Source organism: Noviherbaspirillum soli (assembly GCF_015352955.1).
Lineage (GTDB): Bacteria > Pseudomonadota > Gammaproteobacteria > Burkholderiales > Burkholderiaceae_D > Noviherbaspirillum_A > Noviherbaspirillum_A soli.
In genome coordinates this window covers 1-19,059 of record NZ_JACYOX010000057.1, presented here as the reverse complement: position 1 = coordinate 19,059, position 19,059 = coordinate 1, and the positions used below count along the sequence as shown (strand labels likewise).

The 19,059-nt window shown below is 64.9% G+C and carries 15 protein-coding genes and 2 pseudogenes; 5 read left to right on the top strand and 12 right to left on the bottom strand.

All coding sequences use genetic code 11. The annotated features are described in order from the left end of the window. The 10 genes and pseudogenes from eno to IGW04_RS23750 all read right to left on the bottom strand — a co-directional run. A pseudogene (gene eno / locus IGW04_RS23795) lies at nt 1-154 on the bottom strand (phosphopyruvate hydratase); the annotation flags it as partial. A 75-nt stretch (nt 155-229) separates the two neighbouring features. Continuing rightward, nucleotides 230-1,084 carry a 3-deoxy-8-phosphooctulonate synthase gene (kdsA, locus tag IGW04_RS23790; RefSeq protein ID WP_194715587.1) on the bottom strand — a complete coding sequence of 285 codons (855 nt, stop codon included), beginning with the start codon at nt 1,082-1,084 and terminating at the stop codon, nt 230-232. Continuing rightward, a complete protein-coding gene (locus IGW04_RS23785; protein ID WP_194715586.1) occupies nt 1,081-2,739 on the bottom strand; it encodes a CTP synthase in 1,659 nt (552 codons plus the stop codon). Before IGW04_RS23785 ends, kdsA begins: the two co-directional genes overlap by 4 nt. Nucleotides 2,740-2,860: 121 nt before the next feature. Further along, nucleotides 2,861-3,652, bottom strand: coding sequence for an alpha/beta fold hydrolase (locus tag IGW04_RS23780; RefSeq protein WP_194715585.1), 792 nt, complete (start codon nt 3,650-3,652; stop codon nt 2,861-2,863). Nucleotides 3,653-3,738: 86 nt separating this feature from the next. Then, nucleotides 3,739-3,987, bottom strand: coding sequence for a hypothetical protein (locus IGW04_RS23775; RefSeq protein ID WP_194715584.1), 249 nt, complete (start codon nt 3,985-3,987; stop codon nt 3,739-3,741). Between the two features lie 199 nt (nt 3,988-4,186). Beyond that, nucleotides 4,187-5,035 (bottom strand): DMT family transporter, encoded by an 849-nt coding sequence (locus tag IGW04_RS23770; protein WP_194715583.1) that lies wholly within the window; start codon nt 5,033-5,035, stop codon nt 4,187-4,189. Between the two features lie 162 nt (nt 5,036-5,197). Further along, nucleotides 5,198-7,624, bottom strand: coding sequence for a DNA internalization-related competence protein ComEC/Rec2 (locus tag IGW04_RS23765; protein ID WP_194715582.1), 2,427 nt, complete (start codon nt 7,622-7,624; stop codon nt 5,198-5,200). Between the two features lie 5 nt (nt 7,625-7,629). Further along, nucleotides 7,630-8,427: a TatD family hydrolase gene (locus IGW04_RS23760; RefSeq protein WP_194715581.1), complete on the bottom strand. Its 798-nt coding sequence runs from the start codon at nt 8,425-8,427 to the stop codon at nt 7,630-7,632. Nucleotides 8,428-8,438: 11 nt separating this feature from the next. Further along, complete coding sequence (lolD, locus tag IGW04_RS23755) at nt 8,439-9,170, bottom strand: lipoprotein-releasing ABC transporter ATP-binding protein LolD (RefSeq protein WP_194715580.1); 732 nt, start codon at nt 9,168-9,170, stop codon at nt 8,439-8,441. A gap of 28 nt (nt 9,171-9,198) precedes the next feature. After that, nucleotides 9,199-10,461, bottom strand: coding sequence for a lipoprotein-releasing ABC transporter permease subunit (locus tag IGW04_RS23750; protein WP_194715579.1), 1,263 nt, complete (start codon nt 10,459-10,461; stop codon nt 9,199-9,201). Between the two features lie 220 nt (nt 10,462-10,681). On the opposite strand from IGW04_RS23750, the gene IGW04_RS23745 reads away from it, so the two are divergent. Both IGW04_RS23745 and recJ read left to right on the top strand, forming a co-directional pair. Then, nucleotides 10,682-11,728 carry a hypothetical protein gene (locus IGW04_RS23745; RefSeq protein ID WP_194715578.1) on the top strand — a complete coding sequence of 349 codons (1,047 nt, stop codon included), beginning with the start codon at nt 10,682-10,684 and terminating at the stop codon, nt 11,726-11,728. Next, nucleotides 11,725-13,419, top strand: coding sequence for a single-stranded-DNA-specific exonuclease RecJ (gene recJ, locus IGW04_RS23740; protein WP_194715577.1), 1,695 nt, complete (start codon nt 11,725-11,727; stop codon nt 13,417-13,419). Before IGW04_RS23745 ends, recJ begins: the two co-directional genes overlap by 4 nt. A 40-nt stretch (nt 13,420-13,459) precedes the next feature. On the opposite strand, the gene IGW04_RS23735 is transcribed toward recJ, so the two are convergent. Beyond that, the gene (locus tag IGW04_RS23735) at nt 13,460-14,962 is read right to left on the bottom strand and encodes a hypothetical protein (RefSeq protein ID WP_194715576.1); all 1,503 of its coding nucleotides are present in this window, start codon (nt 14,960-14,962) and stop codon (nt 13,460-13,462) included. 253 nt (nt 14,963-15,215) lie between these two features. On the opposite strand from IGW04_RS23735, the gene prfB reads away from it, so the two are divergent. From prfB to IGW04_RS23720, 3 genes are all read left to right on the top strand, one after another. After that, nucleotides 15,216-16,320, top strand: a protein-coding gene (gene prfB / locus IGW04_RS23730) for a peptide chain release factor 2 (RefSeq protein ID WP_194715575.1) whose coding sequence is annotated in 2 segments (ribosomal slippage) — nt 15,216-15,296 and nt 15,298-16,320 — 1,104 coding nt in all. Because the reading frame shifts where the segments join, the coding sequence is not laid out codon by codon here. A gap of 2 nt (nt 16,321-16,322) precedes the next feature. Next, nucleotides 16,323-17,852 (top strand): lysine--tRNA ligase, encoded by a 1,530-nt coding sequence (gene lysS / locus IGW04_RS23725; protein WP_194715574.1) that lies wholly within the window; start codon nt 16,323-16,325, stop codon nt 17,850-17,852. A gap of 175 nt (nt 17,853-18,027) precedes the next feature. Further along, nucleotides 18,028-18,738 carry a glycine zipper 2TM domain-containing protein gene (locus IGW04_RS23720; RefSeq protein WP_194715588.1) on the top strand — a complete coding sequence of 237 codons (711 nt, stop codon included), beginning with the start codon at nt 18,028-18,030 and terminating at the stop codon, nt 18,736-18,738. 137 nt (nt 18,739-18,875) lie between these two features. Here IGW04_RS23720 and IGW04_RS23715 read toward each other — a convergent pair. Continuing rightward, nucleotides 18,876-19,059 (bottom strand): annotated as a pseudogene (locus tag IGW04_RS23715) (IS110 family transposase); the annotation flags it as partial.

The following is a 19,059-nucleotide window of genomic DNA, read 5'->3' as shown; positions in this document are numbered from 1 at the left end:
GCAGCTCGATCGCTTCCCGCGAGCCGGTCGATGCGCCCGACGGCACGGCGGCACGGCCCATCACGCCGGACTCCAGCAGCACGTCGCATTCAACGGTCGGATTGCCGCGGGAATCGATTACTTCGCGGCCGATAATGTCAACAATAGCGCTCATTCAAGTCTCTCCAATGTGTACGAAAAGGGTGCGGGCCGCCGTGCCGGGCCCGTTGTTCTTTGCCTGCCTGCCGCCTTAGGCGAAGCCGTTTTCCAGGAAACCGGCGCGCTTGACCACGCGGTCCAGGTCCTGCAGGGTCGCCAGCAATTCCTTCATGCGTCCCAGCGGCACCGCGTTGGGGCCGTCGGACTTGGCTTCGGCCGGATTCGGATGGGTTTCCATGAACAGGCCGGCAATGCCGACCGCCACCGCGGCGCGCGCCAGCACCGGCACGAATTCGCGCTGGCCGCCGGAGGACGTGCCCTGCCCGCCTGGCAGCTGCACCGAATGGGTGGCGTCGAACACCACCGGGCAGTTGGTCTCTCGCATGATCGCCAGCGAGCGCATGTCCGACACCAGGTTGTTGTAGCCGAAGGAAACGCCGCGCTCGCAGGCCATGAAGTTGTCTTCATCCAGGCCGGCTTCGCGGGCCGCGTCGCGCGCCTTGTCGATGACGTTCTTCATGTCGTGCGGCGCCAGGAACTGGCCCTTCTTGATGTTGACCGGCTTGCCGGAACGGCCGCAGGCCTGGATGAAGTCGGTCTGGCGGCACAGGAAGGCCGGCGTCTGCAGCACGTCGACCACCGCGGCCACGGGCGCGATTTCCTCGATCGCGTGGATGTCGGTCAGCACCGGCACGCCCAGCGTCTTCTTCACGTCCGCCAGGATGTCCAGGCCCTGCTCCATGCCCAACCCGCGGAAGGAAGTGCCCGAAGAGCGGTTGGCCTTGTCGAAGGATGACTTGTAGATGAAGGGGATGCCCAGCGCGGCCGTGATTTCCTTCAGCTGGCCGGCAGTGTCATGCGCCATCTGGCGCGACTCGATCACGCAGGGGCCGGCGATCAGGAAGAACGGCTGCTCCAGGCCAACATCGAATCCGCACAGCTTCATGCCGCTTTCCTTTCGGACACTGCCTGCTTGTGCGCCAGCGCAGCCTTGATGAACGAAATGAACAGCGGATGGCCGTCGCGCGGCGTGGACTTGAACTCGGGGTGATATTGCACGCCCATGTACCACGGGTGGGCATTCTCGCCGCTGCGCGGCAGTTCCATGATCTCGCACAGCGACTCGGTCGGCGTGCGCGCCGCCACGATCAGGCCGGCTTCTTCCACCCGGCCCAGGTAATGGTTGTTGGCCTCATAGCGATGGCGATGGCGCTCGGTGACCACGGCGCCATAGATTTCGGCGGCCAGCGTGCCCGGCTTGACTTCGCAGGTCTGCGCGCCCAGGCGCATGGTGCCTCCAAGATCGGAATTGACGTCGCGCTTCTCGACCTTGCCATCGTGGTTCTGCCATTCATTGATTAGCGCCACCACCGGATGCTCGGTGCCGTCGTCGAACTCGGTCGAATTGGCATGCACCAGGCCAGCCTTGTTGCGCGCATATTCGATCAGCGCGACCTGCATGCCCAGGCAGATGCCCAGATACGGGATCTTGTTTTCGCGGGCGAAGCGGGCGGCGGCGATCTTGCCTTCCACGCCGCGCTTGCCGAAGCCGCCTGGCACCAGGATGGCATCGAACTTCTGCAGCTGGCCGGTGCCATGCTGCTCGATCTCTTCCGAGTCCACGTATTCGATGTTGACACGGCTCTCGGTATGGATGCCGGCATGGCGCAGCGCCTCGGTCAGCGATTTGTACGACTCGGTCAGGTCGACATACTTGCCGACCATGCCGATGGTGACATCGGCCTTCGGGTTTTCCAGCGCATGCACCAGGCGGGTCCACATCGACAGGTCGGCCGGCTTGGGCGACAGCGCCAGGCATTCGCAGACGATGGCGTCCAGGCCCTGGTCGTGCAGCATCTGCGGAATCTTGTAGATGGTGTCGGCATCCCACACCGAGATCACGCCGGCTTCCTGCACGTTGGAGAACAGGGATATCTTGGCGCGCTCGTCGTCCGGAATGCGGCGGTCGGCGCGGCACAGCAGAGCGTCCGGCGAAATGCCGATCTCGCGCAGCTTCTGCACGCTGTGCTGGGTCGGCTTGGTTTTCAGCTCGCCGGCCGAAGCAAGGTATGGCACCAGCGTCAGGTGGACGAAGGCGGTGGAATTGCGGCCGGCACGCAGCGCCAGCTGGCGTGCCGCTTCCAGGAATGGCAGCGACTCGATGTCGCCGACCGTGCCGCCGATCTCGACGATGGCCACGTCATGGCCCTCGGCGCCGCGGTGGATGTATTCCTGGATTTCGTTGGTGATGTGCGGAATCACCTGCACCGTCTTGCCGAGGTATTCGCCGCGGCGTTCCTTGCGGATGACCGACTCGTAGATCTGGCCGGTGGTGAAATTGTTCACCTTCTTCATCTTCGGCGTGATGAAGCGCTCGTAGTGGCCGAGGTCGAGGTCGGTCTCGGCGCCGTCATCGGTGACGAACACTTCGCCGTGCTGGAACGGGCTCATGGTGCCGGGATCGACGTTGATGTACGGATCCAGCTTCAGGAGGGTGACTTTGAGGCCGCGGGATTCGAGGATCGCAGCCAGGGAGGCGGCGGCGATTCCCTTGCCCAGGGAAGACACGACGCCGCCAGTGACGAATACAAACTTGGTCATTACAGATGGTGCCGAACGGCACGTGCGGGAAATGGAAATTATACCGCAAACCCTTTTGGTTCCAGCCGTCGCAGGCAGGGTCATTGATTCCGCTAAAGGCGGGATGTTGCAAGCACGCAATTCAGGCGTGCAGCAGCGCCTGCACCATCTGGTGTACCGCCCCGGCGGCGGCGGCCGGATGTTCCATCGGGAAAAGATGCCCACCCGGTATCCTGCGGAAATGCCGGCCGACCAAACGCCGGGTGGCGCGCAGCCCGGCCTGGCGGCACTCCACCGACTCGGCGCCGCCGATGAAGCCCACCGGCACCGGGAAATTGCCCTTGAGCAGCGAACCGAGGTGATGCGGCAGGCTGCGGTAGACCGCGGTTTCCGCCTCGCGGGTGAAGCGCAGCGTCAGGCCATCGTCAGCCTCCACGGTCCCGTGTTCGACGTAGTCGCGCAGCACGGCAGGCGGCCAGGCGGCGAACAGCGGCTTGGCGGCGTAATGCTGGTAGGCCGCTTCGCGGTCAGGAAACCGGTTGCGGCGCTTTTCGGAAAACCGCGCCGGCGACAGCTTGCGGTCCAGGCCGACCGCCTTGGCGATGCGCAGCAGCACGGCGCGCCAGCCGGCCACGACCGGCGCATCCAGCAGCACCACCGCCCGCACAAGATCGGGCCGGGCGCGCGCCGCCATCAGGCTCAGCATGCCGCCCATTGAATGCCCGACCAGAATGGCCGGATGGCGCGGATCAAGCGCATCGACCAGTTCCTGCACCAGCGCCGCCCAGCCGTTCTCGATCGGATAGTCGGGATTGTGGGCATGCAGTGGCAGGGCGGAAATCGTGTAATGCGCCTTCAGGTGGCTGAAGAAAACACGGTAGGTATCTGCTGGAAAACTGTTGGCGTGGACGAACTGGATCAGCTGCTGGGTCATGGACTGCGGCGGCAAGGCGTTGATATCGGAGTGGGCATTCTACGGGAATGCCAGGCGACGCCTTTGCGCGGTGGCGGAAAGCGATATCAGGCGAAATTTTTATTCACGACTCTTCCGACCAAATCGTTGATCGGTTTGGGTTCGACGTTGGTTGTTAAGGCATTGCTTTTGTCTTGCATCGAGTTGGCGCTGCCGATCCCGCCGCCAGTGACCATGTCAAGCACATCGTCGGAAAGTCCGGCATCCGTCCTGGGCTCCGGGTCGCCTGCGCTGGCCTGTCCGTCCCGGTTCTGGCTACGCTTCATCGCATGCTCCTGGAGATCATTGGATTTCATCGCAAAAATCCTCGTCGCGTTAATTCTTTAATCGCACATATTCGCGACATTTCTTTCGTGGTCGGATTGGATGCCGGTATCCATGGAACATACATTTATTGTTTAACCCAACCAGGCCCGCGGCGGTTTGGGACTGGAGCATGCAGGTCCCGCATGCCGTGAGCGCAGGCAGCGCCATTCGGGAAAACCGTGTCAACCCTCATCCCTGGCGCGGCCTGGCCTTTCCGAGTATCACCAGCGCCAGGCCGCCCAGAATCGCCACGGCCGAATACAGCAGGCGCCAGGAAAGCGGTTCCGACAACAACAGCACGCCGCCCAGCGTCGCCAGCACCGGCACGCACAACTGCACGCTGGCCGCCGTCGTCGCATTCAGGCCGCGCAAGGCCTGGTACCAGATCACATAGCCGAGGCCCGAGGCCAGCGCGCCCGAAGCGAGCGCATAGACAATGCCGGCGCCCTCGATGCGCGACCACGGCAGCCAGGCCAGCCCGAGCGCCAGCGCCATCGGCGCAGCCCGCAGAAAATTGCCGGCGGTGGCATTCGCCGGATCGCCGGCGCCTTTGGCCCGCAGGGAATACACGCCCCAGGCGATGCCGGCGGCGGCCATCAACAGCGCATGCGGCAAGGACGGCGCCGCGAGCCCGGGAAGGAGCAGGGCTGCCAGGCCGGCAGCCGCGATCGCCACTCCAGCCGCCTGCCGCGCCGTCATTCTTTCGCCGGCATACAGGCCGTAGCCAATCATGGTTGCCTGCACCGCGCCGAACAGCACCAGGGCGCCCGTCGCGGCGGACAGCCCGAGGTAGGCAGTGGAAAAGCCGGCTGCATAGACGAACAGCGCCCAGGCGGATCGCCAGTTGCCGGCGGCAAGCGGCCGCGCGCCGCGAGCCCGGATGATCAGCGCCAGCACCAGCGCACCCGAACCGATGCGCAAGGCGGTGAAGCTGGCGGCATCGATATGCCCGTCCTTCAATGCCAGCCGGCACAGCAGGGAATTGGCGGCGAAGGCCAGCATGGCGAAGATGGTCAGGCAGGCGGTGCGCATTGTCATTGTTTTTCTCCTCTGCGGTATCGGACTGCGGCGACTGCCTTGCCGCAGGCCAGGCCAGGCCAGGCCAATGCCGGGGCTCCGGGCAAGGCCACGCCGCCGCCATGGCATGGTCGAAGAATACAATGCCGGCACACAGCCTTGTCGATTGCCGGACTGTGCCCTTCAATCCCCATGCCAGTAGCGTCGGTGCCTTGTTCGGAAGGTATCGACGCTTACCGCTGCAGTCCCCGGTTCGGACGGCGACTGGGCGAAGTCCAGGCTGATCGCGCCATCCCTGTCCGAGCGCAGGCCCCTGATCTGCCGCAGCGCATAGCGCTGCTCCACCTCCGCTTTCGGATGCCGGTACCGATTGCGGTACCCGACCTGGAATACCGCGATCTGCGGCGCCACCGCATCCAGGAAATCCGGCGTCGACGAGGTGCCGCTGCCATGATGCGGCGCCAGCAGCACCGTCGATGGCAAGCGCTGCGGCATGCCCGACAGCAGTTGGGATTCCTGCGGCGCCTCGATATCGCCGGCCAGCAGCATCGACACGCCGCCGGCGCTGACCCTGATCGTGCAGCTGCGGCCATTGGGCTTCTGGCCGGGGATGTCATAGATGGATGGCGTCGGATGCAGCATCTCGAAACGCACGCCGTCCCAGGTCCAGTTCTGCCCGGCCAGGCAGCGGCTGTGGCGGCTGGCCTGGTTGATGATCTCGTGGTCCGGTTCGAGCGAGGAGCCGACCCAGCCGACGTCGATCTCGTCCAGCACCGACAACGCGCCGCCGGCATGGTCGATGTCGCTGTGGGAGACCAGCATCGCATCCAGCCGGCTGATGCCGCGATAGCGCAGATAAGGCAGGATCACGCGGCTGCCGCCATCCGAATCCGGCGTATAGGCCGGCCCGGTGTCGTACAGCAGTCGATGGCTTGCGGTTTCCACCAGCAGCGCATTGCCCTGCCCGACATCGAAGGCCGTCACGCGAAATCCATGCTCTGGCGCATCGGGCGCATTCAGCAGCAGCGGCAGCCACAGCAGCAGGCCCAGCCAGCGCGCCGGCCAGCCGCGTGGCGCGAGCAGCCACAGCATGCCCGTCAGGCCCAGCGCAAACATCCACCAAGCCGGTATCGGCGCGGCCCACACTGCCAGAGCAAAGCCGCTCAGCCATTCCAGCAGCAGCGCCAGCTGCGCCACCAGCCAGTGCGCCGCCAGCAGCAGCCATGCCGACAGCGGCGCCGGCGCGACGCTTCCGGCCAGCGCCAGCGGCGTGACCGCGAAGCTCACCAGCGGAATCGCCACCGCATTGGCCAGCGGGCTGACCAGCGAGATCTGGCCGAACAGCAGCAGCGTCAATGGCACCAGCCCCACCGTCACCGCATACTGGGTGCGTGCCGCGTCGCATAGCGTCTGCATGCGCGATGCCGTGCCATCCTGGAGCACCGGGCGCGCCCGTCCGACCGAGACATACAGGATCACCGCCACCGCGCTGAACGATAGCCAGAAACCGGGCCACAGCACCGCCCACGGGTCCAGCAGCAGCACCACCGCCAGCGCAGTGCACAGCACATGCGACACGCTGGCAATGCGCCCGGTCCACAGCGCGATGGCGAGCACGGCAATCATGTAGAGCGTGCGCTGGGCCGGCACGCCGAAGCCTGCCAGCAGCACATAGACCAGCGCCGCCGCCGTGCCGGCCAGCGCGGCAGCCTTCTGCGCCGGCAGCAGGAGCGGCAACTGGGCGCGGGTGTAGAAGGAACGTCGCCACAGCGCCTGCACCAGGGCGGCAAACAGGCCGGCGACCATGGTGATATGCAGGCCCGAGATCGACACCAGGTGGCCGATGCCGGTGCGGGTAAAAACCTTCCAGTCGTCCTGGCCGATGTCACGCTGGTCGCCAATGACCAGCGCAATGATCACGCCGGCATAGCGCTGCCCTGCCAGCGCCGCCGCCATGCGCTCGCGCAGCCAGCCGCGGCAACCTTCGACCATGGCCGTGGGGCTGAACACGAAGGCAGCTAGCCTGCGATTGCCGCTGTCAGGGCCCAGTCCGCGCACGCTGCCGGTGGCGCGCAGGCCCTGTTCCAGCAGCCAGGCTTCGTAATCGAAGCCGCCCGGGTTCGCATTGCCATGCGGCCGCTTCAGTTTTACCGACAGCCGCCAGCGTTCTCCCGGATGCAGGGCCGGCGGCGACAGTTGCGCGCGCGGATCGTCATACCAGGACAGCGCGACCCGCGACGGCAGCGTCAGCGCACTGCCATCCGGCCCTGTTGCCTGCTCCACCGCGAAATGAAAGCGCAGGCCGCGCTCGAAGCGATACGGCAGGTTGGCGACTACGCCGGTCAGCGTCAGTTCCTGTCCTTCCACCGCAACGGGCAGTTCCTCGGCAAGGTAGTGCGTGGCCAGCAGCGCGGCCCACAGAAAACCGGTGATGGCGCCGCTTGCGATGCGGGCCAGCACGCGCGTCGATGCGCGCTGCATGCGGCAGGCCACCACGGCCGCCAGCATCAGCGCGATGAGCAGCAGCGCAGCCTGTACGGCGCCGGGCAGCGCGGCCCGGGTCTGCAGCAAGCCGACGCCGGCTGCGAATCCGAGCAGCAGGCTGCGCACGGCGCTCAGGCGGGAAGCTGCAGCCGCGGCAGCGCGGCATGCGCGTTCGCGGTGGTGATGGAGGCGATCTCGTCGACCGGCATGCTTCGCAGCTCGGCCAGCGCCGCGCCGATGCGCGGCAGTTGTTCAGGGGTGTTGCGCTGCGGATGCAGCCAAACCGGGGAAATGTCCGGCGCATCGGTTTCCAGCACCAGCGCCGAGGCCGGCACGGTGGAGGCCAGCCGGCGTATCTGCAGCGCGCGCGGGAAGGTCATCGCGCCGCCGAAGCCGAGCCTGAAGCCCAGTGCGATGAAGGTCTCGGCCTGCTGGAAGCTGCCGTTGAAGGCATGGGCGATGCCGCCCGGCAGGCTGATGCGGCGCAGGTATTTCAGGATGATGTCCTGCGAGCGGCGCACATGCAGCAGCACCGGCAGGCCGACGTCGCGCGCCAGCTTCAGCTGCTCCTGGTAAAAATATTCCTGCTTCTGCCGCATCGCCGGCTCGCACAGATTCGGCAGGAAGAAGTCCAGGCCGATCTCGCCGATGGCCACCAGCTTCGGATCGTCCATCGCGTCCATCACGGTCTGGCGCAACAGGTCGAGGTCTTCGTCGCCGGCGCCCGGCACGCAGATCGGATGGATGCCCAGCGCATAGCGGCAATTCGGCTGGCGGGCCGAAAGGTCGCGCACCAGGCCGAAGTTATGCCGGTCCACCGCCGGGATCACGATCTGGCCGACACCCTGCTCCCCCGCCTGCCGCGCAATGGCGTCGGAGGCGCCGCCGAACTCGCCGGCGTCAAGGTGGCAGTGGGTGTCTATCCACATCGGGCTTGTCCTCAGTCCACGTAGGGTTCCAGGCCATTGTCGGAAAGCCGCAGCACCCGGTCGCAATGGCGGGCCAGCTCGATGTCATGCGTCACGATCACGAAGGAAGTGCCAAGCGTGCGCGACAGCTCCAGCATCAGGTCGAAGGTCTTCTGCGCGGTCTGGCGGTCGAGGTTGCCGGTGGGCTCGTCGGCCAGCACGCAGGCCGGCTGCGTCACCAGCGCCCGCGCCAGCGCCACCCGCTGGCGCTCGCCGCCGGACAGCTCGCCCGGCACATGGGTAACCCGCTTCTCCAGGCCGACGCGGGCCAGGATCGCGGCGGCGATCTCATGCGCCTGGCTGCGCGGCATGCGCCGTATCAGCAGCGGCATGGCCACATTGTCGAGCGCGGAAAACTCGGGCAGCAGGTGATGGAACTGGTAGACGAAGCCCAGCGATTCATTGCGCAGCCGGCCGCGGGTCTTTTCATCGAGCGAGGCGAAGTCGCGGCCCTGCAGCTGGACCTTGCCGGTGCTGGGCACGTCCAGCCCGCCCAGCAAGTGCAGCAGGGTGGACTTGCCCGAGCCGGACGCGCCGACGATGGCCACCCGCTCGCCGCGATGCACCTCGAAGCTGATGCCCGACAGCACATCCACGGAATACTTGCCCTGGGTATAGGTCTTGCCCAGCCCCTGGCAGGCCAGCACCGCCTGGCCGGCCGGCGGCTGGCTGGCCGCTTTCTGCTCTGCTTTTTGCTGATTCATTACGCTATTCATGGTTGTCATTTCCGGATCATTCATAGCGCAGCGCCTCGGCCGGCCGCACCCGCGCGGCCCGCCAGCTCGGATACAGCGTCGCCACGAAGGCCAGCACCACCGCCACCAGGCCGATGGTCCAGACATCCGGCCAGCGCAGGTCGGACGGCAAGGCGCTGATCAGGTAGATGTCGCGCGGCAGGAACTGCACGCCCAGCAGGTGCTCGATGAAGGGCACGATCACATCCACGTTCAGCGCCACCAGCACGCCGCCGCCAACCCCGAGCGCGGTGCCGATCAACCCCACCAGCGCGCCCTGGATCATGAAGATCTTCATGATCGAGCCCGGCGAGGAGCCCAGCGTGCGCAGGATCGCGATGTCGGCCTGCTTGTCGGTCACCGTCATCACCAGGGTCGATACCAGGTTGAAGGCGGCCACCGCGATGATCAGGGTCAGGATGATGAACATCATGCGCTTCTCGGTCTGCACCGCAGCGAACCAGTTTCGGTTCTGCTGCGACCAGTCGCGGATCAGCACGTCGCCGGTGAGGATGCGCGACAGGTCCTGCGCCACCTGCGGCGCCTGCTGCATGTCGGCGATGCGCAGCCGCAGGCCGGACGGGGCCGAGAGCCGGAACATCTTTTCCGCGTCCTCCAGGTGCATGAAGGCCAGCGAGGAATCGAACTCGAAATGGCCGGCCTCGAAGATGCCGACCACGGTGAACTGCTTCAGGCGCGGTATCACGCCGGCCGGCGTGACCTGGCCCTGCGGCGCGATCAGCGTGACCCGGTCGCCGACCCGCGCCTGCATGCTGCGCGCCAGCTCCAGCCCCAGCACGATATTGAATTCGCCCGGCCGCAGGTCATTGAAGCTGCCCTGCTTCACCTGCGCCGCCACATCCGACACCTTGGGCTCTTCCTGCGGCAGCACGCCGCGCACCACCACGCCGCGCACGGTGTCGTCGCGGGTCATCATCGCCTGTCCGGCGACATAGGGCGCGGCGCCCTTGACCTCGCGGTCCATGAAGGCTTCCTTCGCGGTCTGCTGCCAGTCCGGCAAGGCGCCGGCGGGATCGAACACCTCGATATGGGCCAGCACCGACAGCATGCGGTCGCGCACTTCTTTCTGGAAGCCGTTCATCACTGACAGCACCACGATCAGCGCGGCCACGCCCAGCGCGATGCCGGCCATCGAGATCATCGAAATGAAGGAAATGAAACTGTTGCGCGCGCTGCGCTTGCCGGCGCGGGTATAGCGCAGGCCGACCAGCCATTCGAATGGCAAGTTCTTGAGACTCAAATGAAAACTCCTGAAGGCGAAAGGCAGACGGGCGGCTGGCGACGGGGCATGGCCGCGGAATGCGGCCAGCGGCGAGCGCCTCGCGATGCCGCCCGCAGTTTGCCATAGTCCGGGTTTCATTTCAGGACATTGCGCAAAAAAATGACAGGATGACAATGGTTTGCCAGCCTGGCGCCGATCCGGCGCAATCCCCTTTCCGCTTTGCCCTTACAATCCCGGCATGCCGCAACTCGATATCCTGCTTCCCTTCAGTTTCCCCTCTCCGGAACTTGCCGCCGACCTGCTGCGCGCCCTGCGCCTGCCTGCGTTTGCCCTGCTGGCCGCGCGCGGCATGCCCGGCGCGCTGCAGACCAGCGAAGACTTTTCCCATGCGCTGCCGCATGAAGCCTGGCTGGCGCGCCGTTTCGGGCTGCAGGCCGGCACGGACGAAAGCGGCAGTCCGCCGGTGGCGCCGGCCGCGATGGCGGCGGCCGGCCTGGCGCCCGAAGCCGGTGAATGGTTCATGCTGCAGCCGGCGCATCTGCATGTGGCGCGCGACCACCTGGTGCTGACCGACCGCCGCCAGCTGGCGCTGCATGAAGCCGAGTCGCATGCGCTGTTCGACAGCGCCTGTGCCCTGTTCGAGGAAGCCGGCCTGCCACTGCGCTATGGCGACGCGCAGACCTGGTTTCTCCGTTCGGACGATTGGCGCGGCCTTAAAACCGCCACCATGGACGCCGCCTGCGGCCGCAACATCGATATCTGGATGCCCAGGGGCACGGGGGAACGCGCCTGGCGCAAATTGCAGAATGAAGTGCAGATGGAATGGCATGCCCACCCGGTCAACGAGGCGCGCGCCGCACGCGGCGCCAAGCCGGTCAATTCCGTCTGGCTGTGGGGCGGCGGCGACGCCGGCCAGGCCATGCCGCAGCCGTCCTACAGCCATGTCTGGGCATCGGGCTGGCCCAGCGCGCTGGCCGCCGGCAAGGGAAACAGCCTGCCGGCCGACGCCGGCGCGCTGCTGGCTGCCGCGCCCGGGCGCGGCCTGCTGCTGATCGACGACCTGAGCGCGCCGGCGCTGGCCGGCGACTGGTCCGCCTGGCTGGAAGCCTTCCATGCAATCGATGAAGCCTGGCTCGCGCCGCTGCTGGCCGGGCTGCGCGAGGGCAAGCTTGGCGCACTCAAGCTCGTCACAAGCGACGGCAACCGGCTGCGCGAAACCGATGTCAGCCGCCTGGCCCTGAAAAAATTCTGGCTCCAACCTTCTCTCGCCCGACTCGTTCCATGACCCGCATCGCCACCCGCCCCTATTCCTTCCGCCACGCGGAGATGCTGCGCCAGAGCGGCGTGCACCCGGTGCTGGCGCGGCTGTTCGCGGCACGCGGCCTGGTCGATGCCAGCGAGCTGTCTTCCGAATTTTCCGCGCTGATCGCGCCGTCCGGCCTGCTGCACGTGGACGCCGCCGCCGTATTCCTGGCCGACGCGATCGCCGCGCAAAAGAAAATGACCATCGTCGCCGACTACGACTGCGACGGCGCCACCGCCTGCGCGGTTGCGCTGCGCGGCCTGAAGGCGATGGGCGCAAGAATCGACTACATCGTGCCCAACCGCTTCGAATACGGCTATGGCCTGACGCCTGAAATCGTGGAACTGGCGGTACGGGAAAAGTCGCCCGACATCATCGTCACCGTGGACAACGGCATCGCCAGCATCGACGGCGTGGCCGAAGCCAACCGGCGCGGCATCGAGGTGGTGGTGACCGACCACCACCTGCCGGCCGACACCCTGCCGGCGGCGCGGGTGATCGTGAACCCGAACCAGCCGGCGTGCGGCTTTCCGAGCAAGAACCTGGCCGGCGTCGGCGTGATGTTCTATGTGCTGCTGGCGCTGCGGGCCGAACTGCGCCGGCGCGGCGTGTTCACGGCCGAGAACCAGCCACGGCTGGACGCGCTGCTGGACCTGGTGGCGCTGGGCACGGTGGCCGACGTGGTCAAGCTCGACGCCAACAACCGGGTGCTGGTGGCGCAGGGCTTGAAGCGCATGCGCGCCGGCCGCATGCATGTCGGCATTGCCGCGCTCTTCCGGGTGGCCGGCCGGGAAGCGCGCCGCGCCAGCCCCTTCGACCTGGGCTTTGCGGTCGGGCCGCGCCTGAACGCCGCCGGCCGGCTGGCCGACATGTCGCTCGGCATCGAATGCCTGACCACCGACGATGCCGGCCGCGCCTGGGAAATCGCGCAGCAGCTCGACACCATCAACCGCGAGCGGCGGGTGATCGAGGCGCAGATGCAGGACACCGCGCTGGCCTCGCTCGACCATATCGACCCGCGCGACAACACCACCATCAGCATCTACGACGACAGCTGGCACCAGGGCGTGATCGGCATCGTCGCCTCGCGCCTGAAGGACAAGTTCTACCGTCCCACCATCACCTTCGCGCCGGCCGGCGACGGCCTGATCAAGGGCTCGGGCCGGTCCATCGCCGGCTTCCACCTGCGCGACGGCCTGGACCTGGTGTCCAAGCATGCGCCGACGCTGATCGAAAAGTTTGGCGGCCACTCGATGGCCGCCGGCCTGACGCTGCGCGCCGACAACCTCGAAGGCTTCACCCATGCGTTCGAGGAAGTCGGCCGCGCGTCATTGACGAAGGCGCAGCTGGAGCGGGTGCTGGAAACCGACGGCCCGCTGGAAGACGCCTATTTCTCCACCGCCTTCATCGAACTGATCGACGGCCACGTCTGGGGCCAGGGCTTCGCGCCGCCGGTGTTCTGCGATGAATTCCGGGTGGTCAGCCAGCGCGTGCTGAAGGAAAGGCACCTGAAGCTGCTGCTGGAAAAGAATGGACAGCAATACGACGCGATCTGGTTCGGTCATGCGGATGGCTTGCCGGAACGGGTGAATGTGGCGTTCCGGCTGGATGCGAACGAGTTCAATGGCAGGACCAGGGTGCAACTGCTGGTGGAGCATGCGGAGGCGGCCTGAGGCCGCCACCGGCAAGCCCCGCAGCACGCACGACTGACCGTCAGGAAGCTTTTGGCGTCAATCCGTCGATCGCAGCCATCACTTCCCTGAAGGTGGCGACGTCATCCGAATAGTCGCTCATCGAAAACACACGGCCGATCCCGCGTTTCTCCCTGAGATATTGCAGCGAGCCCGTGTTTCCATGCTGATCGGGCGCGGATTTTTCCCGGACGGCATCCTTCAATTTCCCTGCTTCGCTCGGGTCCAGGCAGGGTAGATAATCCCGCATCAAACGCCTGGCAGCGGCTTTTTTCTGTTCCAGGCTGATCGGCGCAACCGACGCGCCTATCGCCTCCAATTCCCCGATAAGGAAAGAACACGGAAGCCGCAGTTCCTGGGCGGCGCTGTCGAACAACTCCTTCGTGGAAGTCCCGGCGAATCCGCAGGTCGCTTCGACGAAGCGCTTTATCTCATTGAAGTCCCTGATGCATATTATTGCCGCACAGCCGCCATTGCTTTCACCGCGCTGCAACCATTCAAGGGAAGCGGCGCGGTAACCCGCATGCTTCATCGTCCGGATAAAGCGCCCGGCGTGGAGCGCATCGTTGAAATAAAGCGTCAATCCGGCGCTTGAAATACCCACATCGGAAACCTGCGCATTTTCTTCCGTCCCTCTCAGCAGCAAGCTGGCCGTCGCCGCGATGGATTCCCTTATCCCGTTCGCTGGCACAGGCGCCATTTTTTTGAAGACAGGCGCTTCAGCGTATTCCTTGCTGGCATGTTCAATCTCGGCCTGCATGCTCTTGCAGGCATCCATATCAGGGAATTCAGGCGCCAGGAACATTCCCAGGCGAGAAAGCACGTCCAGCGGCAGCATCTGGAAGCCTGCAGGATCTCCGCTGCGGACCGCTTGTGCAATGAGGGGCGCAGCCAGGCTTATTTCAGTCGGGATTCCTTCCGCGATCATGCGGATGGATTGATTGCCTGCCACCCGCATCGTGGCATAGGAATAGATTCCCATCGTTTTGATTTCCAATTCAATGAGACGCCCAAGGTGCGGTGTTTTCCTCAACACGTCTTTTGCGAAATCTGCTGCCTGCGCCCGGTTCCAGTATGGATTTGAATCGAGCATCACAACATTTTCATTCAGCACGCGCCACTCGAGGCCTGTGCCTGATCTCAGCCTATCCACCGCAAGTTTTGCGTCTGTCGGCTCGCATGCCACCTCCTTGCAGGCATTGAGGTTGATTTCCTCGTGAACGGAGGACAACAGACTATTGGCGGGATAGGACCTGCCGTTGAAGGAGAAGTTAAAGGAACGTCCAAGCTCGATGGGAGCAAACGCGCGGGTGGCATCTCCCCCTGCACGATGCAGCGCTTGCGCCAGGTCCTTCAATGAGGAGTGGGCATTGATCTCTGCCAGGATGAACCTGGCGCCATCGGGCATTCTGAACGTAAGCGATTCCGGGAACGGGACTTTTCCGCCATCCTTGTTGCAATGACTGATTTGATTGCCGGTGTTGCGGGGAAATGCATTCAGGGGTCGTTGTGTGGCTGGGAGCATGATGCCCTCCTTGCTTGAAATGCGCACCGGTGGCGCAAGGTGCGCTTGCTTTTCATTGAAAAGATTAGACGAAATTTGGGGCTTGCTTATTGCCTGGACAGGCAAGCAATGGACAAGCAGTGGTTAACAGTGAAAACGGATTCGTTCATCAAGCCACCGTGAATCGGGAAGCGCGGCAATGACCGAGTGCCCCCAGCCTCGCCTTCCCCTTCAGTTATAATCGCCGGTTTCCCCCGCACGAGACGCACACACCATGGAAGCAGAACGCCTGAACTCCCTGTCGGCCTTGCTGGCCGACCTGACCACCCGGGAAGCTGAACTTCGGAGGTATCTTTGACTTCGATAACAAGTCGGAGAAACTAGAGCAGGTCAACCAGGAACTCGAAGATCCCACCGTCTGGAACGACCAGAAACGCGCGCTGGCCCTCGGCCAGGAAAAGAAGGCGCTGGAAGGCGTGGTCCATTCCCTCACCGAAATCGATGCCGGACTGCGCGATGCCCGCGACCTGTTCGACATGGCCCGCGAAGAGCAGGACGACGATACGCTCGAAGCCATCGAGGCCGACGCGGCCGGCCTGCAGAAGCAGGTGGAAACGCTGGAATTCCGCCGCATGTTCGCCAACCCGATGGACCCCAACAACTGCTTCATCGATATCCAGGCCGGCGCCGGCGGCACCGAGGCCCAGGACTGGGCGTCGATGCTGCTGCGCCAGTACCTGCGCTATTGCGAGCGCAAGGGCTTCAAGGTCGAGATCCTGGAACAGTCCGAAGGCGAAGTGGCCGGCATCAAGACCGCCACGCTGAAGGTCGAAGGCGAGTACGCCTACGGTTTCCTGCGCACCGAGACCGGCGTGCATCGCCTGGTGCGCAAGTCGCCGTTCGACTCCGCCGGCGGCCGCCATACCTCGTTTGCCAGCGTGTTCGTCTATCCGGAAGTCGACGAGTCGATCGATATCGACGTCAACCCGGCCGATGTGCGGGTGGATACCTACCGCGCCTCCGGCGCCGGCGGCCAGCACATCAACAAGACCGACTCCGCAGTACGCCTGACCCATGCGCCGTCCGGCATCGTGGTGCAGTGCCAGAACGACCGCAGCCAGCACCGCAACCGGGCCGAGGCATGGGAAATGCTGAAGTCGCGGCTGTATGAGCTGGAACTGCGCAAGCGCATGAGCGAACAGCAGAAGCTGGAAGACTCCAAGACCGATGTGGGCTGGGGCCACCAGATCCGTTCCTACGTGCTGGACCAGTCCCGCATCAAGGACCTGCGCACCAGCTTCGAAACCGGCAACACCAAGTCGGTGCTCGACGGCGACCTCGACGGCTTTATTGCCGCCTCCCTGAAACAAGGCGTTTAAGCATGATGACTGACAAATACACCGCGCTGACGGAAGAAAAGGACGAGAACTCCATCATCGCCGAGCGGCGCGGCAAGCTGGCGGCGCTGCGCGAGCAGGGCCCGGCCTTCCCCAATGATTTCCGTCCGCAGCACCAGGCCGCCGCGCTGCAGGCCGAATACGGCAATGTCGACCGCGAGCTGCTGGAAAGCCAGCCGGTCACGGTGGTCGTGGCCGGCCGCATGATGCTGAAGCGGGTGATGGGCAAGGCATCGTTCGCCACCATCCAGGACGCCTCCGGCCCGCGCGCCGATGGCCGCATCCAGCTCTATATCAGCAACGAGCTGACCGGCGAGGAAGCGCACGAAGCCTTCAAGCATTACGACATGGGCGACATCCTCGGCGCCGAGGGCACGCTGTTCAAGACCAAGACCGGCGAGCTGTCGGTCAAGGTCAGCACGCTGCGCCTCATTACCAAGTCGCTGCGGCCGCTGCCGGACAAGTTCCACGGCCTGGCCGACCAGGAAACCAAGTACCGCCAGCGCTATGTCGACCTGATCATGAGCGAGGACACCCGGCGCACGTTCAAGGCGCGCACCGCGGCGATGTCCTCGATCCGACGCTTCATGGCCGACAACGGCTTCATGGAAGTCGAGACGCCGATGCTGCATGCGATTCCCGGCGGCGCGGCGGCCAAGCCCTTCATCACCCATCACAATGCGCTGGACATGGAAATGTTCCTGCGCATCGCGCCCGAGCTGTACCTGAAGCGGCTGGTGGTCGGCGGCTTCGACCGGGTGTTCGAAGTCAATCGGAATTTCCGCAATGAAGGCGTGTCGCCGCGCCATAATCCGGAATTCACGATGATGGAGTTCTACGCCGCCTATACGGATTACAAGTGGCTGATGGACTTCACCGAGGCCGTGATCCGCCAGGCCGCCGTCGATGCCCATGGCACCGCGCAGCTGACCTACCAGGGCCGCGAGCTCGACCTGTCCAAGCCCTTCCACCGCATGACCATCGTGGAAGCGATCAACAAGTACGCGCCGCATTACACCGCCGCACAATTGCAGGATGCCGACTTCCTGCGGGCGGAGCTGCTGAAGTTCGGCGTCAAGCCCCATGCGATTTCCGGGCTGGGCGCGCTGCAGCTGTCATTGTTCGAAGAGACGGCGGAAGCCCAGCTGTGGGAGCCGACCTACATCATCGACTATCCGGTCGAAGTGTCGCCGCTGGCACGCGCCTCTGACACGGTGCCGGGCATCACCGAGCGCTTCGAGCTGTTCATCACCGGCCGCGAAATCGCCAACGGCTTCTCCGAGTTGAATGACGCGGAAGACCAGGCGGCACGCTTCCAGGCCCAGGTGGCGGCGAAGAATGCCGGCGACGAGGAAGCGATGTATTACGACGCCGACTATATCCGGGCGCTGGAATACGGCATGCCGCCCGCCGGCGGCTGCGGCATCGGCATCGACCGGCTGATGATGCTGATCACCGATTCGCCGAATATCCGCGACGTGATCCTGTTCCCGCACCTGCGGCGCGAAGACTGATACTCCCCTTCGCCTCGTTTCTTGCCTCCTTGCTGGGCCCGCCTGCGCGCAAACGCAGGCTGGCCAGTTTTCATTCCGCCCTCGGGCGTTACATCCTCTTACACCTGACACACCTTGCGTCTGTTAATCGAACAGTTGTTTGCCGATAATAAAAAGCAAATAACAGGAGCTGATGATGGATACCTATAACAAGCCGGGCAGCAAGCCCAACCGACTTCATCCGCTGGTCGCCGGCGCGGCCATTTCCGTGATGCTTGCCAGCCTGACCGGCGTGGCCGCGATGGCCGGCCTGCTGCCCAATTCCCATAGTGAGAACAAGGCGGCTGCGGAAGCGGCCCAGCCGCAACCGGTCCAGTCATCGACGGCGAAACCGGCTGCAGTGGCAAAAACGCCCAAGGCCGTCAGCAGCGACCGCCTGGCCCTGAAGGGAGACGACCAGGCGCCGGCGCCTCGCCAGCAACAGGCCGCTTCCCTGTCCGCATCGCAGAGCGGCCATCGCGCACCGGATTATTCGCAGGACATGGTGCGCGTTGCCCAGCCGGCCCGTGCCTGCAGCAATTGCGGCCGGGTGGAATCGGTGCATGCGGTGCAATCGCAGGCCGATCCCAGCGGCGTCGGCGTGGTGGGCGGCGCAGTGGTGGGCGGCCTCCTGGGCAACCAGATCGGCGGCGGCAGCGGCAAGACCCTGGCCACCATTGCCGGCGCGGTCGGCGGCGGCTATGCCGGCAATGAAGTCGAGAAGCGCACCCGCACCGCGACGAGCTACCAGGTCAGGGTGCGCATGGAAAACGGCCAGGTGCGCAACTTCCCGTACAACAACCAGCCAGCCTGGCATCAGGGCGACCGGGTGCGGGTGGTCGATGGCTACCTGCAGCCAGACCGTTAAGACGACGCACCAAGGCAGTCTGCATCGAACGCCTTTGTTCCTGAGCTTGCCAGCACCCAGTGCTGAACGCTTTCACGGCATCGGACTAGCTATCAATCCTGAACAGCGTTCGTAGTTCGTAGATACTGTTATGCCCGTCAAGCTCCATGTAACGTTGGATCAAAGGCCTTGCGTGACTTAAGCACGCCAAAGGACACATGGATGAGCTTGCGCATCATGGCGCCGATGATGAGCATGGGCGGCTTTCCCGCCGTAGCCAGGCGCTGGCGGAACACGGCGCCCCATGCTGTCCTGTGCAAGGCCACCATGGCAGGCATGTAG

Coding starts and splice junctions, on each gene's coding strand:
- IGW04_RS23760 (WP_194715581.1), bottom strand. CDS start 8,427: ATGTGGATAGACACCCACTGCCACCTTGACGCCGGCGAGTTCGGCGGC.
- recJ (WP_194715577.1), top strand. CDS start 11,725: ATGACCCGCATCGCCACCCGCCCCTATTCCTTCCGCCACGCGGAGATG.
- IGW04_RS23770 (WP_194715583.1), bottom strand. CDS start 5,035: ATGACAATGCGCACCGCCTGCCTGACCATCTTCGCCATGCTGGCCTTC.
- kdsA (WP_194715587.1), bottom strand. CDS start 1,084: ATGAAGCTGTGCGGATTCGATGTTGGCCTGGAGCAGCCGTTCTTCCTG.
- IGW04_RS23720 (WP_194715588.1), top strand. CDS start 18,028: ATGGATACCTATAACAAGCCGGGCAGCAAGCCCAACCGACTTCATCCG.
- IGW04_RS23745 (WP_194715578.1), top strand. CDS start 10,682: ATGCCGCAACTCGATATCCTGCTTCCCTTCAGTTTCCCCTCTCCGGAA.
- lysS (WP_194715574.1), top strand. CDS start 16,323: ATGATGACTGACAAATACACCGCGCTGACGGAAGAAAAGGACGAGAAC.
- IGW04_RS23775 (WP_194715584.1), bottom strand. CDS start 3,987: ATGAAATCCAATGATCTCCAGGAGCATGCGATGAAGCGTAGCCAGAAC.
- lolD (WP_194715580.1), bottom strand. CDS start 9,170: ATGAATCAGCAAAAAGCAGAGCAGAAAGCGGCCAGCCAGCCGCCGGCC.
- IGW04_RS23785 (WP_194715586.1), bottom strand. CDS start 2,739: ATGACCAAGTTTGTATTCGTCACTGGCGGCGTCGTGTCTTCCCTGGGC.
- IGW04_RS23780 (WP_194715585.1), bottom strand. CDS start 3,652: ATGACCCAGCAGCTGATCCAGTTCGTCCACGCCAACAGTTTTCCAGCA.
- IGW04_RS23735 (WP_194715576.1), bottom strand. CDS start 14,962: ATGCTCCCAGCCACACAACGACCCCTGAATGCATTTCCCCGCAACACC.